The 26,169-nt window shown below is 42.0% G+C and carries 26 protein-coding genes; 13 read left to right on the forward strand and 13 right to left on the reverse strand.

The genetic code is table 11. The features are described 5' to 3' along the window. Positions 1 to 2: 2 nt before the first annotated feature. Positions 3 to 1,181, forward strand: coding sequence for an MFS transporter (locus ACSFC1_RS01245; RefSeq protein ID WP_435564318.1), 1,179 nt, complete (start codon positions 3 to 5; stop codon positions 1,179 to 1,181). Positions 1,182 to 1,187: 6 nt separating this feature from the next. On the opposite strand, the gene ACSFC1_RS01250 is transcribed toward ACSFC1_RS01245, so the two are convergent. Further along, a complete protein-coding gene (locus ACSFC1_RS01250) occupies positions 1,188 to 1,955 on the reverse strand; it encodes a TatD family hydrolase (RefSeq protein WP_435564319.1) in 768 nt (255 codons plus the stop codon). Positions 1,956 to 2,047: 92 nt separating this feature from the next. Between ACSFC1_RS01250 and ACSFC1_RS01255 the strand changes: the two genes are divergently transcribed. The 11 genes from ACSFC1_RS01255 (at position 2,048) to ACSFC1_RS01305 (ending at position 12,571) form a co-directional block, all read left to right on the forward strand. Continuing rightward, on the forward strand, positions 2,048 to 4,036 hold the full coding sequence (locus ACSFC1_RS01255; protein ID WP_435564320.1) for an efflux RND transporter permease subunit: 1,989 nt from the start codon (positions 2,048 to 2,050) through the stop codon (positions 4,034 to 4,036). 79 nt (positions 4,037 to 4,115) lie between these two features. Next, on the forward strand, positions 4,116 to 5,036 hold the full coding sequence (gene hflK / locus ACSFC1_RS01260) for an FtsH protease activity modulator HflK (protein WP_435564321.1): 921 nt from the start codon (positions 4,116 to 4,118) through the stop codon (positions 5,034 to 5,036). Further along, positions 5,033 to 5,878 carry a protease modulator HflC gene (gene hflC, locus ACSFC1_RS01265; RefSeq protein WP_435564322.1) on the forward strand — a complete coding sequence of 282 codons (846 nt, stop codon included), beginning with the start codon at positions 5,033 to 5,035 and terminating at the stop codon, positions 5,876 to 5,878. Before hflK ends, hflC begins: the two co-directional genes overlap by 4 nt. 524 nt (positions 5,879 to 6,402) lie before the next feature. Continuing rightward, positions 6,403 to 7,035 (forward strand): peroxiredoxin, encoded by a 633-nt coding sequence (locus ACSFC1_RS01270; protein ID WP_435564323.1) that lies wholly within the window; start codon positions 6,403 to 6,405, stop codon positions 7,033 to 7,035. Between the two features lie 90 nt (positions 7,036 to 7,125). After that, positions 7,126 to 7,611: a ferritin gene (locus ACSFC1_RS01275; RefSeq protein WP_435564324.1), complete on the forward strand. Its 486-nt coding sequence runs from the start codon at positions 7,126 to 7,128 to the stop codon at positions 7,609 to 7,611. Between the two features lie 4 nt (positions 7,612 to 7,615). After that, on the forward strand, positions 7,616 to 8,098 hold the full coding sequence (locus ACSFC1_RS01280; RefSeq protein WP_435564325.1) for a ferritin family protein: 483 nt from the start codon (positions 7,616 to 7,618) through the stop codon (positions 8,096 to 8,098). Positions 8,099 to 8,110: 12 nt separating this feature from the next. After that, a complete protein-coding gene (locus ACSFC1_RS01285) occupies positions 8,111 to 8,410 on the forward strand; it encodes a metal-sulfur cluster assembly factor (protein WP_435564326.1) in 300 nt (99 codons plus the stop codon). Beyond that, positions 8,407 to 9,222 carry a peptide chain release factor N(5)-glutamine methyltransferase gene (gene prmC, locus ACSFC1_RS01290; protein WP_435564327.1) on the forward strand — a complete coding sequence of 272 codons (816 nt, stop codon included), beginning with the start codon at positions 8,407 to 8,409 and terminating at the stop codon, positions 9,220 to 9,222. The genes ACSFC1_RS01285 and prmC overlap by 4 nt, the downstream gene beginning before the upstream one ends. Before the next feature lie 20 nt (positions 9,223 to 9,242). Beyond that, positions 9,243 to 10,991, forward strand: a complete 1,749-nt coding sequence (locus ACSFC1_RS01295; protein WP_435565959.1) for an ABC transporter ATP-binding protein — start codon at positions 9,243 to 9,245, stop codon at positions 10,989 to 10,991. A 156-nt stretch (positions 10,992 to 11,147) separates the two neighbouring features. Next, positions 11,148 to 11,942: an HAD-IIA family hydrolase gene (locus tag ACSFC1_RS01300; RefSeq protein ID WP_435564328.1), complete on the forward strand. Its 795-nt coding sequence runs from the start codon at positions 11,148 to 11,150 to the stop codon at positions 11,940 to 11,942. A gap of 5 nt (positions 11,943 to 11,947) precedes the next feature. Beyond that, the gene (locus ACSFC1_RS01305; protein ID WP_435564329.1) at positions 11,948 to 12,571 is read left to right on the forward strand and encodes a sigma-70 family RNA polymerase sigma factor; all 624 of its coding nucleotides are present in this window, start codon (positions 11,948 to 11,950) and stop codon (positions 12,569 to 12,571) included. Here ACSFC1_RS01305 and ACSFC1_RS01310 read toward each other — a convergent pair. From ACSFC1_RS01310 to aspS, 9 genes are read right to left on the reverse strand one after another with little or no spacing between them, the layout of a single operon-like run. Then, entirely contained in the window at positions 12,568 to 13,041 is a 474-nt protein-coding gene (locus ACSFC1_RS01310; protein ID WP_435564330.1) for a tetratricopeptide repeat protein, read from the reverse strand. The two genes, ACSFC1_RS01305 and ACSFC1_RS01310, sit on opposite strands and share 4 nt — an antisense overlap. Beyond that, positions 13,041 to 14,648, reverse strand: a complete 1,608-nt coding sequence (locus ACSFC1_RS01315) for a hypothetical protein (RefSeq protein WP_435564331.1) — start codon at positions 14,646 to 14,648, stop codon at positions 13,041 to 13,043. Before ACSFC1_RS01315 ends, ACSFC1_RS01310 begins: the two co-directional genes overlap by 1 nt. Before the next feature lies 1 nt (position 14,649). Then, complete coding sequence (plsY, locus tag ACSFC1_RS01320; RefSeq protein WP_435564332.1) at positions 14,650 to 15,252, reverse strand: glycerol-3-phosphate 1-O-acyltransferase PlsY; 603 nt, start codon at positions 15,250 to 15,252, stop codon at positions 14,650 to 14,652. After that, positions 15,249 to 16,565, reverse strand: a complete 1,317-nt coding sequence (gene der, locus ACSFC1_RS01325) for a ribosome biogenesis GTPase Der (protein ID WP_435564333.1) — start codon at positions 16,563 to 16,565, stop codon at positions 15,249 to 15,251. The genes plsY and der overlap by 4 nt, the downstream gene beginning before the upstream one ends. Beyond that, on the reverse strand, positions 16,565 to 18,184 hold the full coding sequence (locus tag ACSFC1_RS01330) for a S1 RNA-binding domain-containing protein (protein ID WP_435564334.1): 1,620 nt from the start codon (positions 18,182 to 18,184) through the stop codon (positions 16,565 to 16,567). The genes der and ACSFC1_RS01330 overlap by 1 nt, the downstream gene beginning before the upstream one ends. Beyond that, the gene (gene ispH / locus ACSFC1_RS01335; protein ID WP_435565960.1) at positions 18,181 to 19,008 is read right to left on the reverse strand and encodes a 4-hydroxy-3-methylbut-2-enyl diphosphate reductase; all 828 of its coding nucleotides are present in this window, start codon (positions 19,006 to 19,008) and stop codon (positions 18,181 to 18,183) included. The genes ACSFC1_RS01330 and ispH overlap by 4 nt, the downstream gene beginning before the upstream one ends. Then, positions 18,995 to 19,666 (reverse strand): (d)CMP kinase, encoded by a 672-nt coding sequence (cmk, locus tag ACSFC1_RS01340; RefSeq protein ID WP_435564335.1) that lies wholly within the window; start codon positions 19,664 to 19,666, stop codon positions 18,995 to 18,997. The genes ispH and cmk overlap by 14 nt, the downstream gene beginning before the upstream one ends. A 1-nt stretch (position 19,667) precedes the next feature. After that, the gene (locus tag ACSFC1_RS01345; RefSeq protein ID WP_435564336.1) at positions 19,668 to 20,003 is read right to left on the reverse strand and encodes an STAS domain-containing protein; all 336 of its coding nucleotides are present in this window, start codon (positions 20,001 to 20,003) and stop codon (positions 19,668 to 19,670) included. After that, the gene (gene aspS / locus ACSFC1_RS01350) at positions 20,003 to 21,751 is read right to left on the reverse strand and encodes an aspartate--tRNA ligase (RefSeq protein ID WP_435564337.1); all 1,749 of its coding nucleotides are present in this window, start codon (positions 21,749 to 21,751) and stop codon (positions 20,003 to 20,005) included. Before aspS ends, ACSFC1_RS01345 begins: the two co-directional genes overlap by 1 nt. Before the next feature lie 110 nt (positions 21,752 to 21,861). On the opposite strand from aspS, the gene ACSFC1_RS01355 reads away from it, so the two are divergent. Continuing rightward, positions 21,862 to 23,541 carry a M3 family oligoendopeptidase gene (locus tag ACSFC1_RS01355; RefSeq protein ID WP_435564338.1) on the forward strand — a complete coding sequence of 560 codons (1,680 nt, stop codon included), beginning with the start codon at positions 21,862 to 21,864 and terminating at the stop codon, positions 23,539 to 23,541. Here ACSFC1_RS01355 and ACSFC1_RS01360 read toward each other — a convergent pair. The 3 genes from ACSFC1_RS01360 to rbsK are packed head-to-tail and all read right to left on the reverse strand — an operon-like array spanning position 23,530 to position 26,095. Further along, on the reverse strand, positions 23,530 to 24,207 hold the full coding sequence (locus ACSFC1_RS01360; RefSeq protein WP_435564339.1) for a YjjG family noncanonical pyrimidine nucleotidase: 678 nt from the start codon (positions 24,205 to 24,207) through the stop codon (positions 23,530 to 23,532). The genes ACSFC1_RS01355 and ACSFC1_RS01360 overlap by 12 nt on opposite strands. Continuing rightward, positions 24,204 to 25,196, reverse strand: coding sequence for a hypothetical protein (locus ACSFC1_RS01365; RefSeq protein ID WP_435564340.1), 993 nt, complete (start codon positions 25,194 to 25,196; stop codon positions 24,204 to 24,206). The genes ACSFC1_RS01360 and ACSFC1_RS01365 overlap by 4 nt, the downstream gene beginning before the upstream one ends. Further along, the gene (rbsK, locus tag ACSFC1_RS01370) at positions 25,193 to 26,095 is read right to left on the reverse strand and encodes a ribokinase (RefSeq protein ID WP_435564341.1); all 903 of its coding nucleotides are present in this window, start codon (positions 26,093 to 26,095) and stop codon (positions 25,193 to 25,195) included. Before rbsK ends, ACSFC1_RS01365 begins: the two co-directional genes overlap by 4 nt. Positions 26,096 to 26,169 lie beyond the last annotated feature (74 nt).

A 26,169-nucleotide genomic window follows, 5' to 3' on the forward strand; every position in this document is an offset into this window, starting at 1 on the left:
TCGTGAGTTGGAGCGATCTGAACAAAGATGTGAAGAAGTATCTTCTCTTTTATGGGATAGCTGGTTTTTCTTTTTCCTCGATCATTGCAGCGCCAACCTTGGGAAAACTTCTGGAGATTCCCATGGAACAGCTTGGTTGGTTGTTCAGTGTTTCGTATGTTTTTCAGGCACTCTTGTCATATATCTTTGGAAGACGGTTTGAGAAAATCCCTGTGAATTATGGTTTGTTCTCTGCCAGAGTTTGCTTTGCTCTTGGATCTCTGAGCTTTGCTTTGACAAAAGGTCTGTGGAACTTTGCCATAGCACAGGTACTGCTGGGTTTCACCGATATCTTCTATCCTTGTCAGGTGATGTACGAGAGAGCCCTTTTCCCGCCTAAGATCAGAGAGGAAATATATTCCTTAGAGTTTTTCATCACTGAATTTGTCAAATCTATTACCTACTTTGTCTTTGTTTTCATACTCGCTCCCTTCATGACGGGACAGGGATTCTTGAGAGCGATCTTCTTTGCAGTTTTCGCTGTGAATATTTTCTACGCCATTTCGTATTTGAAAATCCTGCCAAGAATCGACAGTGGCACGAAAATTCCAAAAGATCACGTCGTAGCTACTACGCACCTTGGCACGTTTCTCTCTATCATGTTTCACCAGTACCTCTGCTACTCAGCGTTCAGTTTTGCCAGTTTCTTGGTGATATCTTATTATTTGATCGATTACTTCAAACTTGATGGTTCGTCTCCGTTCTTATTTGAGATGATCTTTTCCTTTTCTGTCGCTTCTTCAATTTTCTGGAAAAGGTCGGTGAAAAGTCATCCTTCGCTGAACTTGACAGTTGGGACTGGGTTGATCGTTTGCTCGTTTTTCCTTTGGGTGATTCCAAACATGTATTTGTTTTTTATCTCGCATGTGATAATGGGAATAGGTTTCATCTTTTGGTTTCCAGCTAAAGAGACGATAAAGATCCAGATAGCCCCCAGGGAACTGGGCAGGTGGGAAGGTTTTTTCCAGGGAATGAACATTTTCAGCAGGATTTTCATCCCCGTCTTGTCTGCTTATGTGGCAACGAGGATTGGTTATCACTGGGTTTTCGTTGTTTCAGGTTTGCTGGGGCTGACAGCTTTGATTGTCTCGATACCAGCACAGCTGTGGATGAGAAAGAACTACCCAGCTGTCAAGGCATGATTTCTTTTACAGCCCGAAGAGTTCCTTGGCATTCTGAACAAGCTTTTCAGAAATTTCAGATGGATCTTCTTTCAGTATTTGTGATATCTCGTTGATAACAAAACGCACATATGAAGGTTCGTTTCTCTTGCCTCTGAACTGTTGTGGGGGCAAGTAAGGGCAGTCAGTTTCTGTAACGATGTTCTCAGTGCCAATGGCTTGAACTACATTTCTGAGCACGACGTTCTTCGGATAGGTCAAAGGTCCGCCTATGCCTATGAAAAGGCCCAATTCGACGAACTTCAAAGCCCATTGAGTATCGGCTGAGAACGCATGGACAACTCCTCCGGCATTTGGCAAGCCTATCTCTGATAGTATTTCATAAGCGTCTTCGTAAGCCTCTCTTATATGAATGATAACGGGTAAATCGAGTTCTTTTGCAAGGATGAGCTGTCTTTTGAAAACCTCTATTTGATCGGCCTTTTCTGAGAAGTTTCTGAAATAGTCAAGTCCCATCTCACCGAGTGCGACTACCTTCGGGTCGGCTGCCATTTCTCTGAGCTTTTCAATGTAATCTCGACCAACCCTACTGGCTTCATGTGGGTGAATGCCTATGGAACAGTAGATCTTCTGGAATTTCCTGGCTAAAACCAGAGACTCGGCGGAATCTATCACGTCTATTCCGACGTTGACGACAAATTCAATGCCGTGTGAGTCAAATTTCTTTACGAGTGATTCAACATCATCTTTGAATTGCCGAAAATGTAGATGGGCATGTGTATCAACAATTTTCAACCTTTTCCCTCCCAGACTGTGTTATATTCTGTTTGGAGACATCTAGTCCCAAAAAGAGTTTAACACATAGAGCATCTGGGAGCTGGTCTTTCTTGAACTGGATAAAAAAGAGATGGCTTTCTATCATGCTAATGGTCTTGCTGGGTTCTCTTTCAATTTTTCAGCTCAAGGATCTAAGAGTAGGGGGATACTTCAGATCTCAGGTTACAACGCAATCTCATTACATCAGAGTTGAGAGAGAAGTAGCAAGCACTTTTGCAGTCAGAGATATTCTTTTGATAGCCGTTCCAAGTGAAGATCCACAAACAGTGAATAAGGTTGCAGGAATAGTCAGAGAAACGAGAAGTGTTTCGTTGGTTGTTAACCCGATGGAGTTCCCATTCACCATCGGGGGAAAAGGTGGTATTGCCCGACAACTTGGTTTGGTTGGGAAATATAAAGGGAAGAACTATGCAATTTTGGTGGCTGTGATATCTTCAAGACCAGAGGATACAACTCTTAGAATAGAAAAGGCAACAAAGCAATATGGGACTTCGTTGTTCGGTAATTCCTATATCTCTGCAAAGGCGCTTGATTATATCAGTTTCATCCTAAAATTCTTGTCACCCTTAGCTATCGTTGTGATCTTTGTGGTATTCTACATAACTCTGAGAAATTTCTGGGCAACGGTGCTCTCCTTTTTGCCAAGTTTGCTTGCCACGGTTTACATGCTTGGAGCTTATAGTGTCTTCGGTAAGACCATAACCCTTGAAAATGTCTTAATGCCCTTCATAACACTTGTCATGGGCAGTGCTGCGGGTTTGCACTATGTCTCCCATTATCTTTCTCTAACTGATTTCGATGTTTTTGAGAGGGCTCAAAAGGCACTAAAGGAAACATTTGTACCGCTTTTGATGACCACTGCAACAACGGTTGTTGGTTTTCTCTCAATGTGTTTTACATCATCGCCGGTGATGAGTGAACTGGGTTTGTCTGGTGCGTGTGGTGTCGGTATGGCTGGATTATCAACCTTCGTATTCCTTCCACCGGTGGCAACCTTTTTAAAATCTCAGAGAAAACAGTCCAAGGGAGATAAGCTGACGAGGTTTTTCTTGCGATATCGAAGACTGAATCTAATCATTTTCTTGGTCATTTCGGTGATTCTCTGCTTCTTCACGTTGAACGTCAAAGAAGAATTTCATGCCTTGATGTTTTTCAGAAGATCTTCAAAGGTCATGGAAGGCGCGAGAATAGTAGAAACTGTATCTGGTGTCAGTATACCAGTACTTGTTAAGATAAATTTTGAAGTTGATCCACTTTCCAAGGATGCACTTGAGATACTTGAGAATGTTAGAAGAATAGCTTCAAGCTACTCTTTACGTACCTTATCAATTCTCGAAGTCAAAGAACTTTTACCTTCTGTTCTTGGGAACTTCGTGTCAATCATTCTGCCTGAAGGAATCTTTGTAAACCGAAGGGACAAGAGCGCATTGATGCTCGTTTTCCTGAAAGATCTATCGAGAAAGACACACTACGATTTTCAACAGACCGTTGAATCTTTTTCCATGAATGGGTTGAGATCTGTTCATGTCACTGGAGAGAATTACAAATACTTGCAGATGAACGATGAAACTCTTAGCAATCAAAAGGCGAGCATCGTAGTTGCACTGACTGTGATTGGCTTGATGATGATTCTGATGCTTAGAGATCTTAAGTTTGGCTTGATCAGTACAGTTCCAATAGTTTTGACCATTCTGAATCTGTACGGTTTCTTGGGGCTTTTTCAAATACCCTTAAACGTTATAAGTGCATATATAATGAACATAGCACTTGGAGCAGGTATAGACTACGCAATTCACTTCACATATACTTACAAGATGATGTGCAAAAGTAGAAAACCTTATGCACTCTCTCAAACCCTTCAGATAACTGGTAAACCAATACTGGCAAATGCCGTTGGTATTGCAGTTGGATTCTCTGTTTTGCTGTTCTCACCTATGAGTGTGCACGTCCATATAGCAATTCTGATATTCATTGCTATGATTATGTCATCTTTTTACACTCTTATTTGGCTTATCATGATGACAAGAGAAAGATGCTAAAATCAATACACAGGCAGATTGTGTAGTTTCCTACATGCATGACAAATCAGCGACATCTGCGAGTAGGGGAGTGATGTGAATGAAGGTGAAACTCATAACCATTGTTGTTGTCGTTATATTGCTTGTTGTGTATGCTGTAACAGGAGTTTATCAAGTCGATCCATCTCAAGTGGCGTTGGTTAAAACTTTTGGTAAGTACACGCACACCGTAGGACCAGGAATTCACATTCATGCACCTTTTCCATTTCAGTCACATGTGATTGTTGATGTCCAGACTGTTCGGAAACAAGAAATAGGTTTCAGAACAGTCAGGCCAGGGCAGTATGTGCAGAAAAAGGAAGAGGCTTTGATCCTAACAGGTGATGGAAACATAGTCTCTGTCGAAGCCGTTGTTCAATTCAAAGTAAACGATCCGGTGAAGTTCGTTTTTCGTGTTGAAAATCCTGAGGAACTTGTCAAGTTCACCACCGAATCTGCCCTGCGAGAAATGATTGCAAAGCGCACAGTGGATGAGATTCTGACGGCGGAACGGGATAGAGTATCCTATGAAGTTCACCAGATAACGCAGCAACTACTGGATGCCTACGATGTGGGAATTACTGTGATCAATGTCTTGCTTCAGGAAGTAGTACCCCCCCAAACAGTTATAGCTGCCTTTGACGATGTGAACAACGCAAAGCAAGACAAGGAAAGATACATAAATGAAGCGCTCAGATATGCAAACAATCTCATACCATCTGTTGAAGGTGAAGCCAGAAAGATCATCCTCGAGGCAGAAGCCTATGCCCAACAGAGGATTTTACAAGCACAGGGTGAAACACAGAGGTTTCTCAGCATATTGAAAGAATACAAAGGATCACCGAGGATCACCGAAACACGATTGAGAATTGAGACACTTGAAGAAGTTTTGCCAAAGGCGAAAAGGATAATCCTACTTGATGGGTCACAAAACATAACGCTACTGAGTTTGGATAAGTTGATAGGTGGTGGTGAGAAATGAAGACAATGGTTTTGATATTTGTTTTGATCCTGTCTGTTGTGGCAGTTCTTTTCATAGGGCTGTCGTTTTTCATAGTCGATCAAACTCAGTATGCGGTCGTACTCAGATTTGGCGAAATAAGAAAAGTCATTTCTGAACCTGGGCTCTACGTCAAAACCCCCTTTGTGGACAACGTAATACGTTTCAGCAAGCGTTTTTACATATACGACATACCAGTTGAGAAGATAATAACCTTGGACAAAAAGACTATGCTTGTTGATTCCTATGCGGTGTGGAGAATATCCGATCCAAAGAAGTTCATTGAGTCGGTGAGGACTGTTTCCTTGGCGCTCTCGAGAATCGATGATGTAGTCTATTCTGGGCTTAGAAATACACTCGCAAAACTGGACTTTGACGACATAGTGACCGGTGAAAGACAATATCTGAGTGATATCACAGAGTTTTCGAAGCGGAATTTGGTAGATTTTGGTATCGATATTCAAGATGTGAGAATCAAGCACACAGACTTGCCAGCCGAAAATCAACAAGCAGTATTCGAAAGGATGAAATCCGAAAGACAGAGCATAGCGGCCTTGATAAGAGCAGAGGGGCAGAAAGAAGCACAAAAGATTCGTTCAGAGGCAGATAAGAAGGCAACCATTCTAAAAGCTGAGGCACTCAGCGAAGCTGAAAGAATAAAAGGCACAGGAGAAGCAAGTGCAACCAGAATCTATGCTCAAGTTTACGGACAGGATCAGGAGTTCTACAGATTTCTCAGAACGCTTGAAAGTTACAAACTCATCATCCCAGACAGCGTCATTCTGATCGGCGAAGATTTGACCATACTCAATCAGATGAAGTGATTTAGACAGAGGAAGGCGTAAGCCTTCCTTTGCTCTCTTAATCCTTCAAGACGATCAAGACATCTATGTTCTGCTGGCTTTGACATATCGGAGTAGTTTGTATCACTATCTGTATGAGCTTTTTTACAGAATTGGTGCCAGAAAAGAGATCTCATGTGGTGATGCGTGCTTGACAAAGGCAGAGAAAAATCAAGCTTGCATATCAAAAGTTTGTAGGTCTGGACTGGTCCGAAGCGAAGCCTGTGGAGTGGGAGGCCGCTGCTAAGGTGTTTGGGAATAATCCCAACATCTTGGTAAGTTTCCTACGATAAAGCAGCAAGCTCATCTCCTTTAGGAGATGGGAGGAGGTCACGTTTGTCATACGCCTGCGATGATTTGTTGTTCAATCTCTTGTCGCTGTTCTCTTAAGAGATGTGTTGCTGGTTTTCTTCTACAGTCAATAATATAATAGTTCTAAGTAACAATATGTAAGACTTCCACATTCCAAATTCTATGTGTGGTATATTTTACTTGGAGGTGATCGTATGGGTATACCACTTTTGGGTGAAAGGTTTCCTGAGATTGAAGTACTGACAACACATGGAAAGATGAAACTTCCCGATGCTTACAAGGGAAAATGGCTTGTTTTGTTCAGTCATCCTGCTGATTTCACACCTGTTTGTACAACGGAGTTCATAGGTTTTCAAAAAAGGTACGACGAGTTCAAAAAACTGGGGGCAGAACTGATAGGGTTAAGTGTAGATCAGATTTTTTCACACATCAAATGGGTGGAGTGGATTGAGGAAAAGGTTGGTGTTAAGATTGAGTTCCCCATCATTGCTGACACAGGCAAGGTAGCTGAGACATTGGGCATGATTCATCCAGCAAAAGGTAGCAACACAGTGAGAGCAGTTTTCATAATCGATCCAAATGGTTTGATTAGAACGATTTTGTACTATCCACAAGAAGTCGGTAGAAATATCGATGAGGTCTTGAGGATCATAAAAGCCTTTACAGTAGCAGATGCCAACAAAGTTGCCATACCGGCGAACTGGCCAAACAACGAACTGTTCAAAGATGAGGTAATAGTTCCACCACCAACGAGTATAGAAGAAGCGATGAAAAGAAAACAGCAGTATGATTGTCTTGATTGGTGGCTGTGCCACAAAAAAGTATAAGTTCAGGCCCGGTAGCATTTACCGGGCTTTTTGTGCGATATTGCGAATTGATCTTGAGTTTTTCAAAATCTAAGCGAAGAGGTGAGAAAGATGAACGAAAAGCTTGTTAAAGCCTTTAATGATCAGATAAGAAAAGAGATTGAGTCAGCATATCTTTATCTGGCGATGGCTGCTTACTTCGATAATCAAACGCTGGAAGGTTTCGCACATTGGATGAAAAAACAAGCCCAAGAAGAACTCAACCATGCGATGAAATTTTACGAACACCTCAACGAGCGTGGTGCACGCGTGGAGTTGCAACCGATTTCCCTCTTGGGGAAAGATTGGTCATCTGCCTTGGAAGTCTTCAAACAAACTTACGAACATGAACAAAAAGTCACTCAGAGCATAAACGATTTGGTTCAGTTAGCGAGTGAGCTGAAAGACAACGCTGCTTTGGTCTTTCTGAATTGGTTTGTCAACGAACAAGTCGAAGAGGAATCCAATGCACAGAAGATTCTGACCTTATTGGAGCGCATAAAGGACAACTTTGCTGGTATAATGATGTTGGACAGAGAGCTGGCAAAAAGGGAGTGATTAGATGTTCAACATCGATGAGATCTTCGAGATTGCCGAGCAGATAGAACGAAATGGCGTTACCTTCTACACAAAGGCCGCTGAAGAATTCCCAGAGTACACAAAAAAATCGCTCTTTTTGAAGTTGGCAGAGATGGAGAAAGAACACGAAAAGAGATTTCACAGTATGAGAGTTGATCTTGCACAAAAAGAACGCGAACTCTCAGAGTTTTTAGACCCGCAAGGAGAAGCAGTTGAATATCTCAGAGCGATAGCCCATAGTAAGGTCTTTGATCTGCGAGCAGATCCTACAACGAAGTTCAAAGACATCAGATCTGTCTCTGAACTTTTGAGAATCGCGATCGATATAGAAAAAGATTCGATAATCTTTTATCTTGGTGTAAAAGAAATGGTACCTGTCGAACTGGGCAAAGACAAGATAGATCTCATCGTTAAAGAAGAGATGAGTCATGTTTCCATCTTGACAGGACTTTTGGAATCTTTTTGAAAGGAGAGACCCATGGTAACTAAAGAACAAGTCATGGAAGCTCTGAGTAATGTCATAGATTTTGAATTAGGTCTTGATGTGGTAAGTCTTGGATTGGTTTACGGTGTTGATGTTGATCAAGAAGGTAATGTTACAGTCACCATGACCATGACAACACCAGCATGTCCTTTGGCGGGCATGATCTTGCAAGATGCAGAAGATAAGGTACGTCAGCTTGAAGGTGTCAAGGATGTAAAGGTGAACTTAACCTTTGATCCCCCTTGGTCTCCAGAGATGATGAATGAGGAGCTGAGAAAAAGATTCGGCCTATGACTTTCAGAGAGTTGTACAAGACTGTGAAAGCCTTGATCAGCAATGCCTCCGATTCTTCCGGAACGGAGGCTCTTTTGCTTTTGTCATATGTCACTCAACTCACCAAAGAAAGGGTTTTGCTGCACTTTGATGATCCCGTCGAAGATGATGTGATTCGAAGGGTACTTGATTTAGCTCGACTTAGATCTGATGGTTTTCCACTTCAGTACCTTGTCGGAAAGTGCTATTTCTACGGTTTGGAACTCGACATCGAAGATGGGGTGTTCATACCGAGAATTGAAACAGAAGTGCTTGTAGATATTGCCTTAGAGATCGTTGAGAAAGGAGACCTCAGAGTAGTTGCTGACATAGGTACTGGTTCAGGAGCAATAGCAATCGCCATTTCTCTGAACAGCTCTTGTCAAGTCTATGCAACTGATGTGAATGAAAGAGCGCTGACTTTGGCTCAAAGAAATGCAGAGAAGTTGGGCGCCAAGATTTGTCTTTTCAAGGGTGCTTTTTTGGAACCATTAAAGCCTGTGTTGAACAAGGTTGATTTGATTGTCTCAAATCCTCCCTATATTCCAAAAGATGCCATTCTTCCGAAAGAAGTTTTGATGGAACCAGTGAATGCTTTGTTTGCGGGAGAGGACGGACTCGAATTCTACAGGGAGTTTTTCAGTCAGGTAAATCTGCTGAGAGGCAAAGATATCTTGATGGAGTTTTCCCCAGAGCAGAAAGATCAGATTGAGAGATTCGGTGTTTTTGGAGAGATTTCATTTTATCACGATCAGTTTGGAAAGATTAGGTTTTTCCACATCAAGATAAAGTAGTAGAATAGTTCGTGAGGCTAATGACACGAGGTGATCTACCCTTGAAAAGACTTTTGGGATACGCAAAGCCATATTTTTGGTTTTTTGTTCTCGCAATACTCGTTGTTCTTGTTGCAGCAGTTATAGATTTGCTTCCTCCACAAATTGTGAGACGTGCTATAGATGGTTACATGAACAACTCGACGCTGAACATGCAGGATCGAATTGCTGGTGTCTCAAGAATGGCTTTTGCGCTCTTAGGTGTGGTTGGGCTTCAGTTTCTTTTGGGTTATCTGAGTACTTACCTGACTTCTTTTCTTGGAAACAGGGTAGTATACGACATAAGAAGTGAGCTGTACAAGAAAGTTCTTGATCTGCCGATGTCCTTTTTCGACAAAAATCCTTCTGGCAGAATCAACACCAGGATTGTCAATGACACTCAGAATGTTCAAGAGTTCTTTTCCACAGTCATAACGGCGATTGTCAAAGATTTCTTCTTGCTTGCCGGTGTTATCTATTTCATGCTTCAGATAAGCACAAGACTTTTCAGCAATGTCAGTTTCATCTTCCCGATAATCGTAGGTGCTATGGTGTTGTTCAGATACTTTGATCTGAAGGTGTACAGAGAGGTACGAACAAATCTTGCTCGTGTCAATGCCTACCTTGCCGAGCATATAAGTGGTATAGGTGTGATCAAGCTGTTCATGGCTGAAGATTACAAATCCAAGGAGTTCGATTCAGTGAACAAAGATCTGTACAGATCTCTGATAAACCAACTCTACGTCTTTGGAATTTTCAGGCCATTCATCGATCTCATTCATTACTTTGCTCTGAGTGCAATAGTTTGGTTTGGCTCTAAGTACATCATTGGTGGAACGATTCAATTTGGTGAACTCTACGCTTTTGTAGCTTACGTTGACACCTTCATGAGACCTCTTGGTGATATCTCTGAAAAATACGATATCGTTCAAAACACTGTCGCATCTTGCGACAAGATCTTCGCGTTGATGGACGAAGAACCTGAGAAATTGGGAAATCCTTCAGAAGAAAAAGAGATCACAAAAGGAAACCTGAAGTTTGATGGTGTCTGGTTCAGTTATGATTCCCAACGTTGGGTTCTGAAAGAGATCAATGTCTCTTTCAAACCTGGTGAGTTAACAGCTATCGTTGGTGAAACTGGTGCGGGCAAGACTTCGTTGATGAATTTGATAAACGGTCTTTATGTTCCACAAAAAGGTAAGATTTTGATAGATGGTAAAGACATCCTCGAGTACGATTTGCGTAAGATCAGAAAGCAAATTGCGGCAGTTCCACAAGATGTCATACTCTTTTCTGGATCGATACTCGACAACGTGAGATTGTTTCATGAGGAATACACAGAAGACCAAGTTGCTGAAGCGCTCAGAAAGGTCTATGCTTATGACATAATAAGCAAACTCAGTGATGGCATCTACACAAAGATAATTGAAAGGGGTTCTACGCTTTCTGCTGGTGAAAGACAATTGATAGCACTTGCAAGGGCTGTTTTATTCAACGCAAAGATATTGATCTTAGACGAAGCAACGAGTAACATAGACGTTGAAACTGAATCAAGGATAGAGTTGGCGGTCAGAGAACTCTCCAAAGAGAGAACTGTGATAATGATCGCACACAGATTGTCGACTGTGAAGGGTGCAGACAGAATAGTGGTGATTCACGATGGCAAAGTTGCAGAAGAAGGACGGCACAACGAGCTGCTTTCAAAAAGGGGAGTTTACTACAAACTGTACCAAATACAGTTTGCTTCTTGACCTTACAGGGTGTAATTGTTTTCTTTGCATTTTGTTAAATCTCAGCTGAAAAAATAGACAACCTCAATGCTACATTTCGTTGGCTCAAAGGAATTCCTCCTTCAAAAACCTTTCTGAATTGAGTAGCCCAAATTTGGTATTGTATTCTATGAGGTGATGACTTTGTGTCTTGAAGAGATCGAACTCTTCTTGCTCGATATGGATGGAACTTTCTATCTGGGCGACCAGCTACTCCCAGGGGCTTTGGATTTTGTACAGACGATCAGAGATCAGGCAAAGAAGTTTATCTTTCTGACGAACAATTCTTCGAAAAGTCAAAGTGAATACGCCACAAAGCTGAGAAGGTTGGGAGTGGATGTTCAGGAGGATGATATCTTCACATCTGGTGAAGCAACGGCAATCTTCATAAGGGAAAGATATGGACCGAGCAAGGTTTATTTGATAGGCACTCAGTCACTTGCAGAGACATTTCGGCAGTATGGTCATGAGATAGTCGTTGAGAATCCACAGATCGTTGTCTTAGGCTATGATACACAGATTAACTACGAGAAATTGGCTCGAGGATGTTTGTTTCTGAGGAAAGGTTTAGACTACATCGCTACGCATCCTGACATAAACTGTCCATCCTTAGATGGTCCAGTGCCAGATGCTGGATCTTTCATCGCTCTGATAGAGAGATCAACTGGCAGAAAGCCAGATTTCGTAGTGGGAAAGCCCAATTCTTTGATGCTTCAGATGATTGCGAAGAAAACTGGAACAAATCCAGAAAAGATAGCAATGGTTGGCGATAGACTTTACACCGATATGGAGTTTGCGAGAAGATCAAAGATATTCTCTGTACTCGTTTTATCAGGTGAGACGACGTTGAAAGACTTAGAGTCTGCAGACTGGGAACCTGACCTTGTACTTGAGAACATAGGTGAACTTGCCAAAATGCTCAAGGGTGGCTAAGTGTCTTGAAGATCAAGTATCATCTGAGGACGAAGAGAACAGAAGAATTAGTTAATCTCGCACAACAAGGCTTGAAGGAAGCACTAGACCTTCTTGTTGAGAGATACTACCCAATGGTTGTGAAGATCTCTTCGAAGTACTACGCTCCTTGGGCGGAGTTCCAAGATTTAGTTCAAAATGGGTTAGTAGGTTTGATCAAAGCTGTGTATTACTATCAGCCAGACAAGAGTGGTTTTTCATCGTTTGCTTGGAGAAGCGTTGAATCAGAATTGAAATCTTTCATCACATTCCTCAACAGAAAGAAGAACAAAATGCTCACAGAAGCTGTCAGTGTTGATCTTCTAACGAGCGAAGATTCTGATGAAACTGGATACTCTTTTGAAGATCTTTCAACCTCAACTGCACATCAGGCGATTGCTGCTTTAATAATGGATACCGTAAACGAATACCTGACAGATCTTGAACGTGAAATAGTAGATATGTGGATAAGTGGTGCCAGTTATGAGCAAATACAGAGTGATCTGAATGTGAATTTCAAGAAAGTCGATAACACCATTCAAAAGTTGAAAAGATTACTCAGAGAAAAGACAGATCCACTGCTGGTGAGAAGTTTCTTCCAAGATATTTAAGTTTTCCTCCAAATTCTTCTGAGATTTTCTAATTTCTCCAGAACACCGTACTCGACAAGTTCTGTCAAAAGTTTTTCATCATTTCTCTTCAGAATGTACAGATCGAGTGCCTGCATTTCCTCTTCGAGTGCAAGATAACATACTATGAGCATTGCCGTGATTCTCTCATCTTCTACGCCAAGTTCCATGGCTCTTAACAAAAGGAGTTTTGCGTTGTCGTATCTCTCCAAGTTGAGAAGCGTCGACGCAAGATTCACATAAGCTGGTGTGTAATTGCGATCCAGTTCAACGGCTTTCTGATAGCACTCGATGGCTTTCGCGATTTGTTCCATTCTTCTGTACACATTTCCAAGATTGTTCAAAACTTCTGGTGAGTGATAGAGTCTCAAGCACTCTCTGTAGAGTCTTTCTGCCTCTTTTAGATCACCTTTTTCTGCAGCTTCATAAGCTTGCCTGAATAACTCTTCCATCACTTGATCAGTCCTCTGGTGTAATAGATTGTATCTGAGTAGAGCTCTTTTCCTAATCTCAGTTGCACAGTCACAGCTGTGATATCAGATGGCAATGGTCTTGTGCGGCTGAAAGATATTCGATACACAGGTTGCCATATTTCAGTGGGTGAAGAAAGCATACCAGCTCCTCCTGATAACAATACGAACTCCGTTGGATTCGATCTGGAAAAGATCTTCACGTTCTTGCCACGCAAGGTTACTAAATCTGTCTCTTTGTAGTTTTCAGGTGAATTTTCAAAGAATACGCCATGAGCTAAGCCTCTTTTGATAAAAGGCAATGTTTTCTCGAAGAAACCTTTTTCACCTTTCAACCACTGTAGTTTAGAGTATTCCACAGATAGGTTGAAGAATACGGGACCACCGCCTTCGCGCACCTCAAGAAAGTCTTTCAGACAAGGTATAGGGTCTCCGTATATACTTTCAGTTCTAACACTCAGTTTTAGATTTTCGTTCTCGAAACTCAATGTGTCAACTTTCACGATGATCGGTTCTTCAGATTTCATCGGTTTGACGGTCACGGTATTTGATTTCCAGTTCAGAAGGATGAGATAAGGGTAGAAGTACTCGAAAAAGACAGTTCCATCCGGGACACGATAGAGATCGCTCACTGTGTTGTCTCGAAGTACTGAAAGTCTGAAGTCTTTCGTCAGGATTATTGGATCACCTAAAATGGTTGTCTCAAAGCACCAAGCGCCATGTGCAGGAATGCTTTTGATTTTTTTGAGAGAAAAGTCATAGTAGATCAGTTGGTCTGACATCACATCGAGAATCCAGAAGCCATAGGGTGTCAATTCGATATCATTGATGATGAAAAAGTCACCGAGTGAAAGAAATTTCACAGTCTTCCCGTCGTAGACAAAGACCCTGTCTACATCACTGCCCCAAAGTCTGCCAATTCTATCGAAACCGGCGAGAATGGGATTTATAAAACCATCGTATAAAACTTGTTCTGAACTGGTTTTCATATCGTAAAGAAGGAGTCTACCATCACCACTCAAATACAGTTCTCCTTTGGGTGAGACCGCCATGCTCGATGGAGTTGTTCTCAGTTTGGTAATTTCATATCCATCTTCGGTAGTACGAACCAATCTCTTGTTGGCTTTGTCTGCTATAACTAAGGAATTTTCCAGAAAACCGGCACAATTTGGTGTGTAAAAGTACTCTATGCCTTTGATGAATCCGTCGAACTGAAGAGTCTCTTGCTGAACGGCAGGCGTTGAAAACTCCAAAGGCTTGAGCAGCGTGTCAATCTCTTTGAGGAGGGAAAGGACCTCCGGTTTGCCGGGACTGATCACCAGGATAGTTTTCAGGTCTTCTTGTGCCTTTTCAACGGCCCGCATGTCGATGTCTATTTTGGAGGTGAAGAACCAGAATTCTGGAATATCAGAAACATAGATCAAACCTGATAAAGCATCATCCATGAGACTTTTGGCTTTTATGACGTCGCCTTCATACCAGTACGAAAGCGCCTGAGAAAAAAGTTCACGAGCTTGCTCTTCGTTTATTATGGAGAAACTGATGACGCAAAAAACGATCGATAAGCTAAAAATAATGAACTTTCTCATATCAGCGCCTCTTTCTGAACATTGATATGAGATCTGTTTTTCTTTCTGTACCTTTTAAGAGTCTTTCTATGTTTTCTGAGTGTCTCAAAGTTGCAAGGGTTGCCAGAAGCAAAAAGAGTACGGCAATGTCTCTGTTGAAAAGAAATGTAACCAGTGCTGCACAGTACATTCCAATGATCGAAGCCAGAGAGACATATTTGATGTACAGAGTGAGGCTTATCCATACACCTAAGAAGACAAATCCAGAGAGTGGGTATATCGCGAAAAAGACACCCGTTGTACTCGCTACGCCTTTCCCTCCTTTGAATTTCAAAAAGATGGGAAAATCATGACCGAGTACAGCAAAGATTGCCGCAATACCAATATAATGAGGATCGTACATGAAGATTCTCGAAACTATTAGCACTGGGATAAAGGATTTGAGTGCATCGAGAATCATACACGTCATGCCAATCAATGGGCCTGCTGCTCTCAATGCGTTTGTCCCACCAACATTACCGCTTCCCACATTCCTCACGTCTACTTTTTTCAATTTTGGGAGTATATAACTAAAGGGTACTGCGCCACAGATGTAAGAAATCACCCCGACCAAGAGGTAATTCATCTATTCTCCCTACCTTTGAAAATAAGAATTATAGGAGACCCACAGAAAGGATAGACCGTTTCTCTTATGAGTCGTTGCAATGTCCTTGAGACAGTTTCAGTAGCTTGCTCTTTTTTATTAACTTGAACGACGAATTTCGGTGGTTTTGCTTTCACTTGTCTAACAGAGTATATTCTGAGTTCTCCTTTGGAAAGGTTGGGGGCAAGAAGAGAAAGCTGCGATACCAGTTTACTCAGTTGGTTTTGGGGTATCTTTTTCGAATAAGATTCGTATGCTTCGTCAATTGCCTCTATGAGTTGTTTTAAACCAACTTTTTTCACCGCACTGGTGAAGACGATTCGACAGAAGTTTGCAAATGGCATCTGTGAATGAAAGATCTCTTCATACTGTCTTTTTGAAACCTGACTCAAATCGAATTTGTTCATCACACAGATCATCGCTCTACCGTTGCTCAGTATCAGATCTGCTATTCTTTTGTCTTGATGAGTAATACCCTCTGTTGCATCCATTACGAGCAAGACTACATCGGCTGATTCTATGGCGTCTATAGTTCGGCTCACACTGAAACGTTCAACTGTTTTTCTTTCGATTCTACTCTTACGCCTCATTCCGGCGGTGTCCACGAAAATGTATTTTTTACCTCCTATCTCTGCGACCTCATCGATTGGATCTCTTGTTGTTCCAGGAATGGGCGTCACTGTCGCTCTGTCTTCACCAACCAAGGCGTTGAACAGAGAAGATTTGCCAACATTTGGTTTACCAACAATTGCTATCGATGGCAGAGACTCTTGATCTACTTTTTCGGAAGTGCAGTTGTTTTCTTTCAGAAATTTCGCAATCTTGTCGAGCAGTTCGTCGGTGCTTTTTCCGTGTTGTGCGGAGACGAATACATAATCTTCAAAACCTAATCTTAGAAACTCTGAGAGATTGCTTTCGATAAGCGACATGTTCTCAGCTTTGTTTATCACGAGTATCACTTTCTTACCTGTCTTTCTCAGTTGGTCTGCCACATACTCATCGTCTGATGTTATACCGCTTCTTCCATCGACAACGAAAAGTATCAAATCTGCTTTTTGAAAGGTTTTGAATGCCCTTTCACGCATCGCCTCAAGCATTGGATCGTTTGTCTTTTCAAAGACACCGCAGGTATCGTACAATGTGAAAACGGTCTCGTCATAACTGACGAGACCTTTTACTGCATCCCGCGTAACGCCATCGAGCTTTTCTGTTATTGCCTTCCGTCTTCCTATCAATCTGTTGAAAAGAGTGGACTTCCCAACATTTGTTCTGCCGGCAATTACAACAACAGCCATCAGCCTTTCATCCTATCACCAAGCGTTTTTTGGTTCGATTCTCCACCGATCGTTTTCTTGTAATCTTCGTAAGCTCTCTTTTCTTCAAGTTTTTTCTGGCTCACCAAGACCTTTCTTCTCTCAGGTATGAGTCTTAGAACTAAAACCTCTACTTCATCGCCTTCTTTCAGATCTTCATGAGCATGTCCAGATGGCATCAACCCTTCTACTGAGAAATCGTTCAAAAAGACAATGAATCCAGAGTTGACCTTTGACTTAACAGTTGCTTTGACAACAGAGTCTTCATTCAGTTTAGTGAGTACTTCTTCCCACGGGTCAGATGTCAGCTGTTTTATACTCAGTCTCATTCGTCTTTGTTGTTGATCGATGGAAAGGATCTTTACGTCGACTCTTTGTTTCTCTTTCAGGAGTTCTGATGGATCCTTTATCTTGTTCCAGGAGAGTTCTGATTTTGGTACAAACCCACTCACGCCATCTTCGATTTCCACTATAGCACCGGTTGAAAGTACTCTCTGTACAACTCCGCTCACAACACTTCCCTCAGGATATTTCTCTGCAACATTCTCCCATGGATCGCCCTTAGCTTTCTTATAGCTTAAGGAAATTCTACGCTTTTCAGGATCTATTTCAACTACTTCAGCCTGCACTAACTGTCCAACCTTGAAATATTTGTGAAGATCGGCCTTTTTGCTGCCCCAAAAGATTTCCGAGATGTGTATTAATCCATCAAGACCAGGCTCAAGATTTATAAAGACACCGAAAGGCAGAATGCTCTTCACTGCACCTTGTACTATCGTTCCAACAGGGTACTTCTCGGAGACTTTCAACCAAGGATCTGGTTCAAGTGCTTTCAAACTGACGGTCACAGAACCTTTTGTTTCGTCCAATTCTATTATCTTGATCTTGATCTTTTCTCCCTTTTTCAAGATGTCTGCAAAGGAAATCGATGGATCGTGGGAGAGCTCAGTTCTCGGCAAAAAGGCTTTTACTATACCCAAATCGAGTATGGCATGATCTTCAGAAATCTGTTCAACAACTGCGAGAACCTCATCACCGACTTTGTGAGAGTTGAAGAAATCACGTCGCAGTTGCTCTACAAGTGCTCTTCTTGAAACAACAACTCGCTGTCGTTTCCGGTCCACGGTGTACTCGATTATCAGGAACTCCATTTCCTCGTCTGGAATTGCTTGATCCTTTCTGAGCAGAGAGTGTGATCCTGGCAAGAATGCGCTGAGGACACCCTGAATATCAACTTGATAGCCTCCAGAAACCGCCTGAACTATCTTACCTTTGATCGGTGTCTTTGTTTCATAAGCCTTCTTTAGTGAGTTTCGTACCTCTCTTGCAAAGGGCTTTCTTTCGGAGAGGACAGCATAACCTTCCTCATCGTTGATTTTGAGTATCTGAGCTTTGATTTTTTCACCTAATCTGTAAGTAGTCGCCGGGCGTACGAGCTCGTTCTGGGGTATCATTCCTTCTTGCTTACCTCCGAAATCAACGGAGATTCCTTCGGCTGGGTTGATTCTGGTCACCGTTGCTTCTACGATCTGACCTGGACTGTTCTCGGAGATGTCCAGGTACTCTTCAAAATTTTCCATCCTTTCTTGTTTCTCGCTCATTTCTTTTCCCTCCTATGAAGAATTTTGCCGATGAGTATTTCCAAGTCTTCTTTGGGCGTTGAAGTGCCTGTGACAATACCTATAGTGTTTATACCACTTAAATCAGTTTTCTCCACTTCTGAAGGATCTTCGATATGCACAACCCTCGTTATCTTTGAAGCGATCTTTGCAAGTTTGGAGGTATTTGAACTGTTCTTGCCACCTAAAACTATCACCAAATCACTTTCCTGTGATATCTTTTTTGTTTCTCTTTCCCTCCTTGCTGTCACATCGCATATCGTGTTTATGACACGTAATTCTTTGTAAACAGACATTTGAATTGAGCTTAAGACAAACGTGTTGAATTCTTCAACAGACATTGTGGTCTGTGATAATATACAACTCTTCGCTTCTAACACAACAGGTTCGGTCGTGATCAAGGCAGTTGGTGCATAACTGACCAGTGCATTCATTTCAGGATGATCTTTCTTACCAAAAATGAAGACTCTGTAACCTGATTGGTACATCTGCTGAGCAGTTTTGAACAGATTCAAAACAATTGGACAAGTTGTATCAACAACTTTCTTAAAAGTCTCTTTAGCTTTCTTTATCTCTTCTTCTGGAACGCCATGTGCGCGTATTATCAAGACAGAATCCTTTGCATCTTCTGGAATCTCTTTTTCTATGACTTCAACTCCCTTTTGCTTCAGAGATTGTATAACTGTTTTGTTGTGAACCAACTCACCGAGTGTGTAAACTCTTTCGTTCTTGGAAATCTCGCTCAGTGCTATCTCTAAGGCGCGGTTAACACCAAAGCAAAAACCTACATCTTCAGCAACGATCATTCTCACAGTTCATCCTCCTGAGTACAATGTCACAAATCTCTTGAACCACTTCTTCTATACTCTTGTCTGTTGTGTCGATGACTATGGCGTCCTCAGCTGGTCGAAGTGGTGCAAGTGATCTTTTGGAGTCTTGTTCATCTCTCAATCTGATCTGTTCTGCTACTTCTTCAAAGGTGAGATCAACACCCTTGTGGCACAGTTCTTTGAGTCTTCTTCGAACGCGTTCTTCGAAGGACGCTGTGAGAAAGATCTTCACCTGTGCGTTTGGAAGGACCACTGTTCCTATGTCTCTCCCATCGACTACGAATCTTCCACCTTTACATATATTTCTTTGAATCTCTGTCAGCTTCAACCTTACTAAGGGATTTACAGCAAAATCAGAAGCAAGTTTTCCTGCCTGAGCAGTTCTTATCTGTTCTTTTAGCTTCTCACCATTGAGGTACAGGTCGCCTGAATTGTAAAAAAACTCTATCTCATCGAGGGCTTTTGACAGATCATCTGAGGGCGAAAGATTTTTTGAGTGCAAATAAATGCCGACAGCTCTGTACATAGCACCGGTGTCTAAGTAGTTCAACTTCAATTTTTTTGCAACAAGCTGCGCCACAGAAGATTTTCCAGAACCAGCAGGACCATCTATTGCTATGAGAAGTTCCTTCAATTCACGCTTCCTCCGGTACATCAACGATTTTGAATACTTTGTCAAGTCGCGTCATCTCAAAGATACGCTTGACATTTTGTCTCAAGCCAGCCAAAACGAGTTCTTTTCCCAATGTTCTCGTATCTTTCAGAAGTGAAACCATCGTACCAAGCCCGGCACTGTCGATATAGGGAACGTTTGACATGTCGATCACTATTTTTGCATTACTTGATTTTTCAAGTTTCTCCTTAATCGTTTTTTTGATGTCAGCAGAATGATATGCGTCAAAGTCACCTTCTACTCTGCAGATCAACATGGCTTTGGCTTCTTCAAACTTCACCGAAATATCGTTCATCATCAATCGCCCCCTAAGTTTATCTTGAGTTCCTTCAGTTGTCTTTCACTGACTATGTCTGGTGCTCCCGTAAGCGGACAAACACCGCTCGAAGTCTTCGGGAATGCTATCACATCGCGTATCGAAGAGACACCACACATTATGGCAACTAATCTGTCCAAACCAAGCGCTATACCACCATGTGGCGGCGCGCCGTACTGAAAAGCTTCCAACAAAAATCCGAACTTTACTTTGATTTCCTCCTCGGTCAGTTGCATCAACTCGAAGACTTCTCTTTGAAGCTCTGCATTATGAATTCTAACACTTCCTGACCCTACTTCAAAGCCGTTTATGACAATGTCATAAGATTGTGCTCTTATTTTAGAAAGATCGCTACCTCTATACTCTGCCAAGTCTTCAAGGTTTGGCATTGTGAAAGGATGATGTTGTGCAACGAATCTTTTTTCTTCATCGCTGTACTCAAACATTGGAAAATCTATCACCCAGAAGATGTCAAAACCAGATTTGAGATGTGAATAGAATTGTTCGCCAAGACTCTTTCTGATCTCTCCAAGGGCATTGTTGACATCGGTGTTTTTCCCCGCTGCGATTATACACACATCTTCTGGTTGCATCGAAAGATCTTTTGATATCGCTTCATAGCTCTTTTGTAAGTGTTTCAACGCGGCACCACGCATAACGCCATTGACATCTATTGCAAACCAGAGAACTCCTCCAACACCAAAGGCTTTTGCGAGCTGATCGAGTTCGTCTGCCAACTTTCTTGTCATCTTCTGTGAAAGTCCCTTGGCTACAAACCCTTTAACAACCCCATCGTTTTTCAAGACATTCAAGACCACATGGTAATCAGAGTCTCTGAAAAACTCACTGAAATCTTTAAACTGCATCTGTATTCTTCGATCTGGTTTGTCTGACCCATAGGTGTTCATGCAATATTCATAGGTCAGTCGGTCGAGTTTTTCAGGTAGTTCAATACCCAAAACTTTTTTGAAGACATACCTGAGCATACCTTCTGTGACTTGCATGACATCTTCTCTTGTGTTGAAAGACATCTCTATATCGATCTGTGTGAACTCAGGTTGTCTGTCAGCCCTCAAATCTTCATCACGGAAACATCTCACAATCTGAAAATATCGATCTAATCCGCTCAACATCAACAATTGCTTGAAGAGTTGTGGTGATTGTGGTAAGGCATAGAAGGTACCAGGCTTAAGCCTTGAGGGAACCAAAAAGTCTCTTGCTCCTTCCGGTGTACTCTTTGTCAGAAAGGGAGTTTCGACTTCTATAAATCCTTGTGCTCCTAGATACTCTCTTACAGCTTGGGCAACCTTGTGTCTTGTTATAATTCTGTCCATGGCTTCTCTTCTTCGAAGATCGATGTAGCGATACTTCAATCTGACGTCTTCGGCTGGCAATTTTGTCTCTCCTGGATAAAATGGTAGGTCTTTGGACGGTGAAGAGAGAATTTTCACTCTTTCAGCTATAACTTCAATCTCGCCAGTTGAAAGATCCTTGTTCACAGTTTCCTTGGGTCTTTCCCTGACAAGCCCTTCGACTTGAACGACGGCTTCTCTGCGAAGATCGACTTCTATCTCTGGTGATAGTACAACCTGCGTTAGACCATACCTGTCTCTGAGCATTATAAACTTCACGCCACCAAGGTCCCTGATCCTGTCAACCCAACCAGCCAGAGTAACCTTCTTACCAACGTCTTGAAGGGTGAGTTCTCCACAAGTGTGAGTTCTCAACATCTTTCATCCTCCTATTTTTGCCTCGAATACTATATCATTGTTCTTGGAAATAATATATCACGTATGAGCAGCTGTGAGCAGTGCAACCGGCATAAAAAGGAGGTGTGACTGTGAAATTCTCATCTTTTGTCTACAAGAGGCCTGATCTGGAACAACTCAAGGGAAGACTCCAAGAACTGGTTAGCAGATTGAAAACGGCAAGAAATTCAGTGCAGGCAAGAGAGGTCGTCGATGAGATCAACAAGATCAGGGAGGATTTTTCAACGGCTTTTGTTATTTGCTCGATTCGTTATTGCATGAACACGAAGGATGAATTCTACAAGAAGGAGAAAGACTTCTTTGACAGTGCAACACCTGTTGTTGAAGGTTTGTCGACAGATTATTACAGAGCTCTACTCCAATCGCCTTTTAGAGAAGATCTTGAGAAGATCTATGGAAAGCAACTTTTCAACATTGCAACACTTGCGATCAAAACCTTCAAACCAGAAATCCTTGAGGATCTCATCGAAGAGAATAAGCTTTCAACTGAATATTCAGATCTTGTTTCTTCTGCACAGATAGACTTTGAAGGAAAAAAGTTGACCCTACCACAACTCAGAGCTTATATGCTCTCTGAAAAAAGAGAGATTCGTAAGGCTGCAGCCGAGGCAATTTATTCCTTTTTTGCCGCAAAGGAAGAAAGTTCAGACCAGATATACGATAAACTTGTCAGGCTGAGAACGAAGATCGCACACAAATTGGGTTATGGTTCTTTCACACAGCTTGCTTATGATAGGCTCACGCGTTCAGATTACGATGCGAAGATGGTAGAGAAGCTCAGAAAAGCGGTGAAAAAGTATATCGTGCCCGTTGTAGGGAAGTTACGTGAAAAACAAGCGGTACTATTGGGCGTTGAAAAACTGAAATACTATGATCTCTCTGTTTTGCTAAAGGAAGGAAATCCAAAACCAAGGGGCGATGAAGATCAAATCGTCGCCAAGGCAAAGCAAATGTACGAAGAGATGTCAAGCGAGACAAATGAGTTCTTCAACTTCATGTTGAACAACGAACTGTTAGATCTGAAGAGTCGAGAGGGGAAGTACCCTGGAGGATTCTGCAACTTCATTCCAGAGTACAAAGCACCGTTCATATTTGCGAATTTCAACGGTACGGAACACGACGTGGAAGTATTGACTCACGAAGCGGGACATGCCTTTCAAGTGTTCAGAAGTAGAAACTACGAGGTACCAGAGTATCATTGGCCAACACTCGAGGCATGCGAAATCCATTCGATGAGTATGGAATTCTTTGCTTGGCCATGGATGGAGTACTTTTACGAGGATGAAGCTGACAAGGCAAGGCTTGTTCATCTGTGGGGAGCGATCAACTTCATACCTTATGGTACTGCAGTTGACGAGTTCCAACACCGAGTTTACGAAAATCCAGATCTCACACCAAGAGAAAGAAGGTCTCTGTGGAGAGAAGTAGAAAAGATCTACATGCCTGAGGTTGACTACGACGGAAACAAATTTCTGGAAAACGGTGGCAGATGGCACCAGCAGATGCATATCTTTGAAAGTCCATTTTATTACATTGACTATGTCTTAGCGCAGATCTGTGCCTTTCAGTTCTGGGCAAAGTCGCGCAAAGAAAGAGATGTTTTCAGAGACTATGTGAAACTGTGTGACATGGGAGGCAGTCTGCCATTCACTGAGCTGTTAAAGGTGGCAAATCTTTCTTCACCATTTGAAGAAAAGACCATAGAATTTGTCGCAGGTGAAGTTTCAAGATGGATTGATTCACATCAATAACATTGAGTAGAGTTGCTCGAAAGTTCTTGCTGTCTTTTGACTGTCATTGCCGGTGCCGGTGTAGTCAAACAAAATGAAATCTACACCGGCATTCTTTGCGGCAAGAGAGTCTGTCTGAGGGTCATCTCCAATGTAAACGGATCTGCTCAATGGAACACCACTGATCTCTTGAGCCTTGAAAAAGAGTGTTGGATCTGGCTTCGGTTTTCCGACTTCTTCAGAGGTTAGGATGAACTCGAAGAATCTATCAAGTCTGAGTAACTTTGATCTACTCTCTTGAACTGTTTTCACACCGTTGGTCAACACAGCCATTCTTTGTTTTCTCTTTTTAAGCTTCTCTAATAGATCTTCTGCTCCTGGAAGAAAATAGGCAAGATGTGAAAGAGTTTCCAAATATCTCTGAGCGATCCTTTTGGCATCAAGGCTTTTTACGTTGATATTGTCGAGGAACTCTTCAAATCGCGCAAAAACTATGTATTCTTTGTCGTATTTTCCCTGTGAAAAGGCAAGCCACCATTTTTTGTTGATCTGCGTGTAGAGAGTTATCTGCTCTTGTGTCAAAAAAATGCCATGGTCTCTGAAGGTGTTGTAAAGAGCTTCCTTTTCAGAGCGTGAAAAATCCAAAAGCGTGTTGTCTAAATCAAAGTAGACGATCTCATACTTCATTTTCTTTCACCGCTGACTATTTTCAAAACTGTCTGCCAAGTCTTTTTTGGATCATCTGGTGCGATGCTGCTTATGTGTTTGCACGCGTAGACGCCCCAAAAGAGTAATGTATCTATTTTGTGATTTCTTATCGTTAAGTATCCTTCGAGGAGTTCTTCTTCTCTCCCTGCTGGTACTTTGAAACCTTGTAGCCACATGTGGTTTTCTTTGTTGTACTCTTGTGAGAGTCTCTCTATTTTCTGGGCAGATTCTTCAACGAATGGGTTGACCTGTAATCCAAAGGAAAACCAATATGGGTCTGTACCAATGTTATCTATGAAATCAAGTCTGGTTATCTGTTCGAAGTCTCTAACACCAAATAACTCCATCTCAAAAGGAAGAAAACAAACAACGTTCTTCAGAGTTTTTTCCTTAGCGTACCTTGTTAGATCTGAGAAGAATTCCACCACCGTGTCATTTCTGAAGTTGGCAACATCTTCATTGTATTCAACAGGCATCGGGTAACCATACTTCTCTTGAAAAAGTTTTTTACACCTGTCGCATCTACAAGTCCAGACAGAAGGAAAGTCAGTGAATGGTGATGGAATGTGAAAGTGTGGTTCATCCCAGAAGATTGCGTCAAAACCAGCATCTTTGGTGGCATCGATCCATTCTTTCATCTGTTCTCTGAAATTCTGTGAATTGAAGCAAACAGACCCCTTTTGCCTGCCGTCGTTACCAACTTGTGCCTGATCCATGTGGTGCTGCAGAAAGCCGCTGAAAGCTTCGCCACCGAAGACACCACCCCATCCCCATGGATCTGCCCAGATCTCAAAACCCATATCTTTACTGATCTTTGCAATATCTCTCATCGTCTTTTCATAGAACCTAAAATCGTTCTCACTGTAAGTGTGTACTATGATACCAAAACCATCCTTCTTGAGGAGCTTCAAATCTTCCTTCACATACCAAGGCATTCTGTTTCCAAAATAGCTCACTCCAAATTTCATATTTCTTTACCCCTCTCTCTTAAAAACTCGATGACCTCACTTCGAGTCGGTATAGAACTCTGCGCACCTTTCTTTGTGACACTGATTGCCGCTGCCGCACTGGCAAAGATCATTGCCTTTTCGACATCTTTTGCTTTCTCAAACTCTACAGCAAAGGCTGCGTTGAAGATATCTCCAGCCGCTGTGCTGTCTATAGCATCGACCTTGAAGGCACCAATCTTCATCTTTCCAAGTTCTCCCAAAAGCAAACAACCTTTATCACCCATTTTGACTATAACGTTCTTACACCCTTTTTCGAGTAAGATTCTTGCCCCATCTTCGGGGTCTTTTGATCCTGTCAGTGCGAGAAGTTCTGTCTCATTTGGTGTCACGAAGTCGACATATTTGAGGATAGCAAGATCGATTCTATGAGCAGGAGCAGGGTCAAAGATCACAGTCTTTTCATTCTCTTTGAAGAGCTTTGCAGCCTCAAAGGTTGTTGAAAAAGAGATCTCATTCTGAAGCAGAAGTATTTGAGCTTTCAGAAGTTCATTTGTATGTTCTCTGAGCAGTTCGGGTGTGAGCGCGGCGTTGGAACCTGGATAGATTATTATTCTGTTCTCACCGCGCTTAGTTATCTCTATCATGGCAAAGCCGTTTGAAAGCTGTGTTCTAACAACAAGTTCTTTGACGTCTGCCTTAGCCAGTTCATTGTAGGAAAAATCACCGTTTCCATCGCTGCCAACACAGGTGAGAAAAAGAACTTCACCGCCGAGTTTTTTACAAGCAACAGCTTGGTTTGCTCCTTTGCCTCCTGCAAATCTCTCAAAAGAAAGACAAGATTGTGTTTCACCAGGTTTTGTGAACTCTTCCACCGTCAAAACTAAATCAACGTTGTTGCTACCAACTACTGCGATCACCCTTGCACCTCCTAAAAAGAGTCTATCACGATGGACCAATCTGCTGGTTTGTGGTTTAATATTTTCTGAGGATA

Origin of the sequence: Pseudothermotoga sp. U03pept (assembly GCF_051235805.1) — a bacterium.
Classification (GTDB): domain Bacteria; phylum Thermotogota; class Thermotogae; order Thermotogales; family DSM-5069; genus Pseudothermotoga_B.

What these genes read in the sequence shown, in the direction of transcription:
- hflK (WP_435564321.1), top strand. Translation starts at nt 4,116, where the DNA reads ATGAAGGTGAAACTCATAACCATTGTTGTTGTCGTTATATTGCTTGTT.
- hflC (WP_435564322.1), top strand. Translation starts at nt 5,033, where the DNA reads ATGAAGACAATGGTTTTGATATTTGTTTTGATCCTGTCTGTTGTGGCA.
- ACSFC1_RS01270 (WP_435564323.1), top strand. Translation starts at nt 6,403, where the DNA reads ATGGGTATACCACTTTTGGGTGAAAGGTTTCCTGAGATTGAAGTACTG.
- ACSFC1_RS01275 (WP_435564324.1), top strand. Translation starts at nt 7,126, where the DNA reads ATGAACGAAAAGCTTGTTAAAGCCTTTAATGATCAGATAAGAAAAGAG.
- ACSFC1_RS01280 (WP_435564325.1), top strand. Translation starts at nt 7,616, where the DNA reads ATGTTCAACATCGATGAGATCTTCGAGATTGCCGAGCAGATAGAACGA.
- ACSFC1_RS01285 (WP_435564326.1), top strand. Translation starts at nt 8,111, where the DNA reads ATGGTAACTAAAGAACAAGTCATGGAAGCTCTGAGTAATGTCATAGAT.
- prmC (WP_435564327.1), top strand. Translation starts at nt 8,407, where the DNA reads ATGACTTTCAGAGAGTTGTACAAGACTGTGAAAGCCTTGATCAGCAAT.
- ACSFC1_RS01295 (WP_435565959.1), top strand. Translation starts at nt 9,243, where the DNA reads ATGACACGAGGTGATCTACCCTTGAAAAGACTTTTGGGATACGCAAAG.
- ACSFC1_RS01300 (WP_435564328.1), top strand. Translation starts at nt 11,148, where the DNA reads ATGACTTTGTGTCTTGAAGAGATCGAACTCTTCTTGCTCGATATGGAT.
- ACSFC1_RS01310 (WP_435564330.1), bottom strand. Translation starts at nt 13,041, where the DNA reads ATGGAAGAGTTATTCAGGCAAGCTTATGAAGCTGCAGAAAAAGGTGAT.
- ACSFC1_RS01315 (WP_435564331.1), bottom strand. Translation starts at nt 14,648, where the DNA reads ATGAGAAAGTTCATTATTTTTAGCTTATCGATCGTTTTTTGCGTCATC.
- plsY (WP_435564332.1), bottom strand. Translation starts at nt 15,252, where the DNA reads ATGAATTACCTCTTGGTCGGGGTGATTTCTTACATCTGTGGCGCAGTA.
- der (WP_435564333.1), bottom strand. Translation starts at nt 16,565, where the DNA reads ATGGCTGTTGTTGTAATTGCCGGCAGAACAAATGTTGGGAAGTCCACT.
- ACSFC1_RS01330 (WP_435564334.1), bottom strand. Translation starts at nt 18,184, where the DNA reads ATGAGCGAGAAACAAGAAAGGATGGAAAATTTTGAAGAGTACCTGGAC.
- ispH (WP_435565960.1), bottom strand. Translation starts at nt 19,008, where the DNA reads ATGATCGTTGCTGAAGATGTAGGTTTTTGCTTTGGTGTTAACCGCGCC.
- ACSFC1_RS01345 (WP_435564336.1), bottom strand. Translation starts at nt 20,003, where the DNA reads ATGATGAACGATATTTCGGTGAAGTTTGAAGAAGCCAAAGCCATGTTG.
- aspS (WP_435564337.1), bottom strand. Translation starts at nt 21,751, where the DNA reads ATGTTGAGAACTCACACTTGTGGAGAACTCACCCTTCAAGACGTTGGT.
- ACSFC1_RS01360 (WP_435564339.1), bottom strand. Translation starts at nt 24,207, where the DNA reads ATGAAGTATGAGATCGTCTACTTTGATTTAGACAACACGCTTTTGGAT.
- ACSFC1_RS01365 (WP_435564340.1), bottom strand. Translation starts at nt 25,196, where the DNA reads ATGAAATTTGGAGTGAGCTATTTTGGAAACAGAATGCCTTGGTATGTG.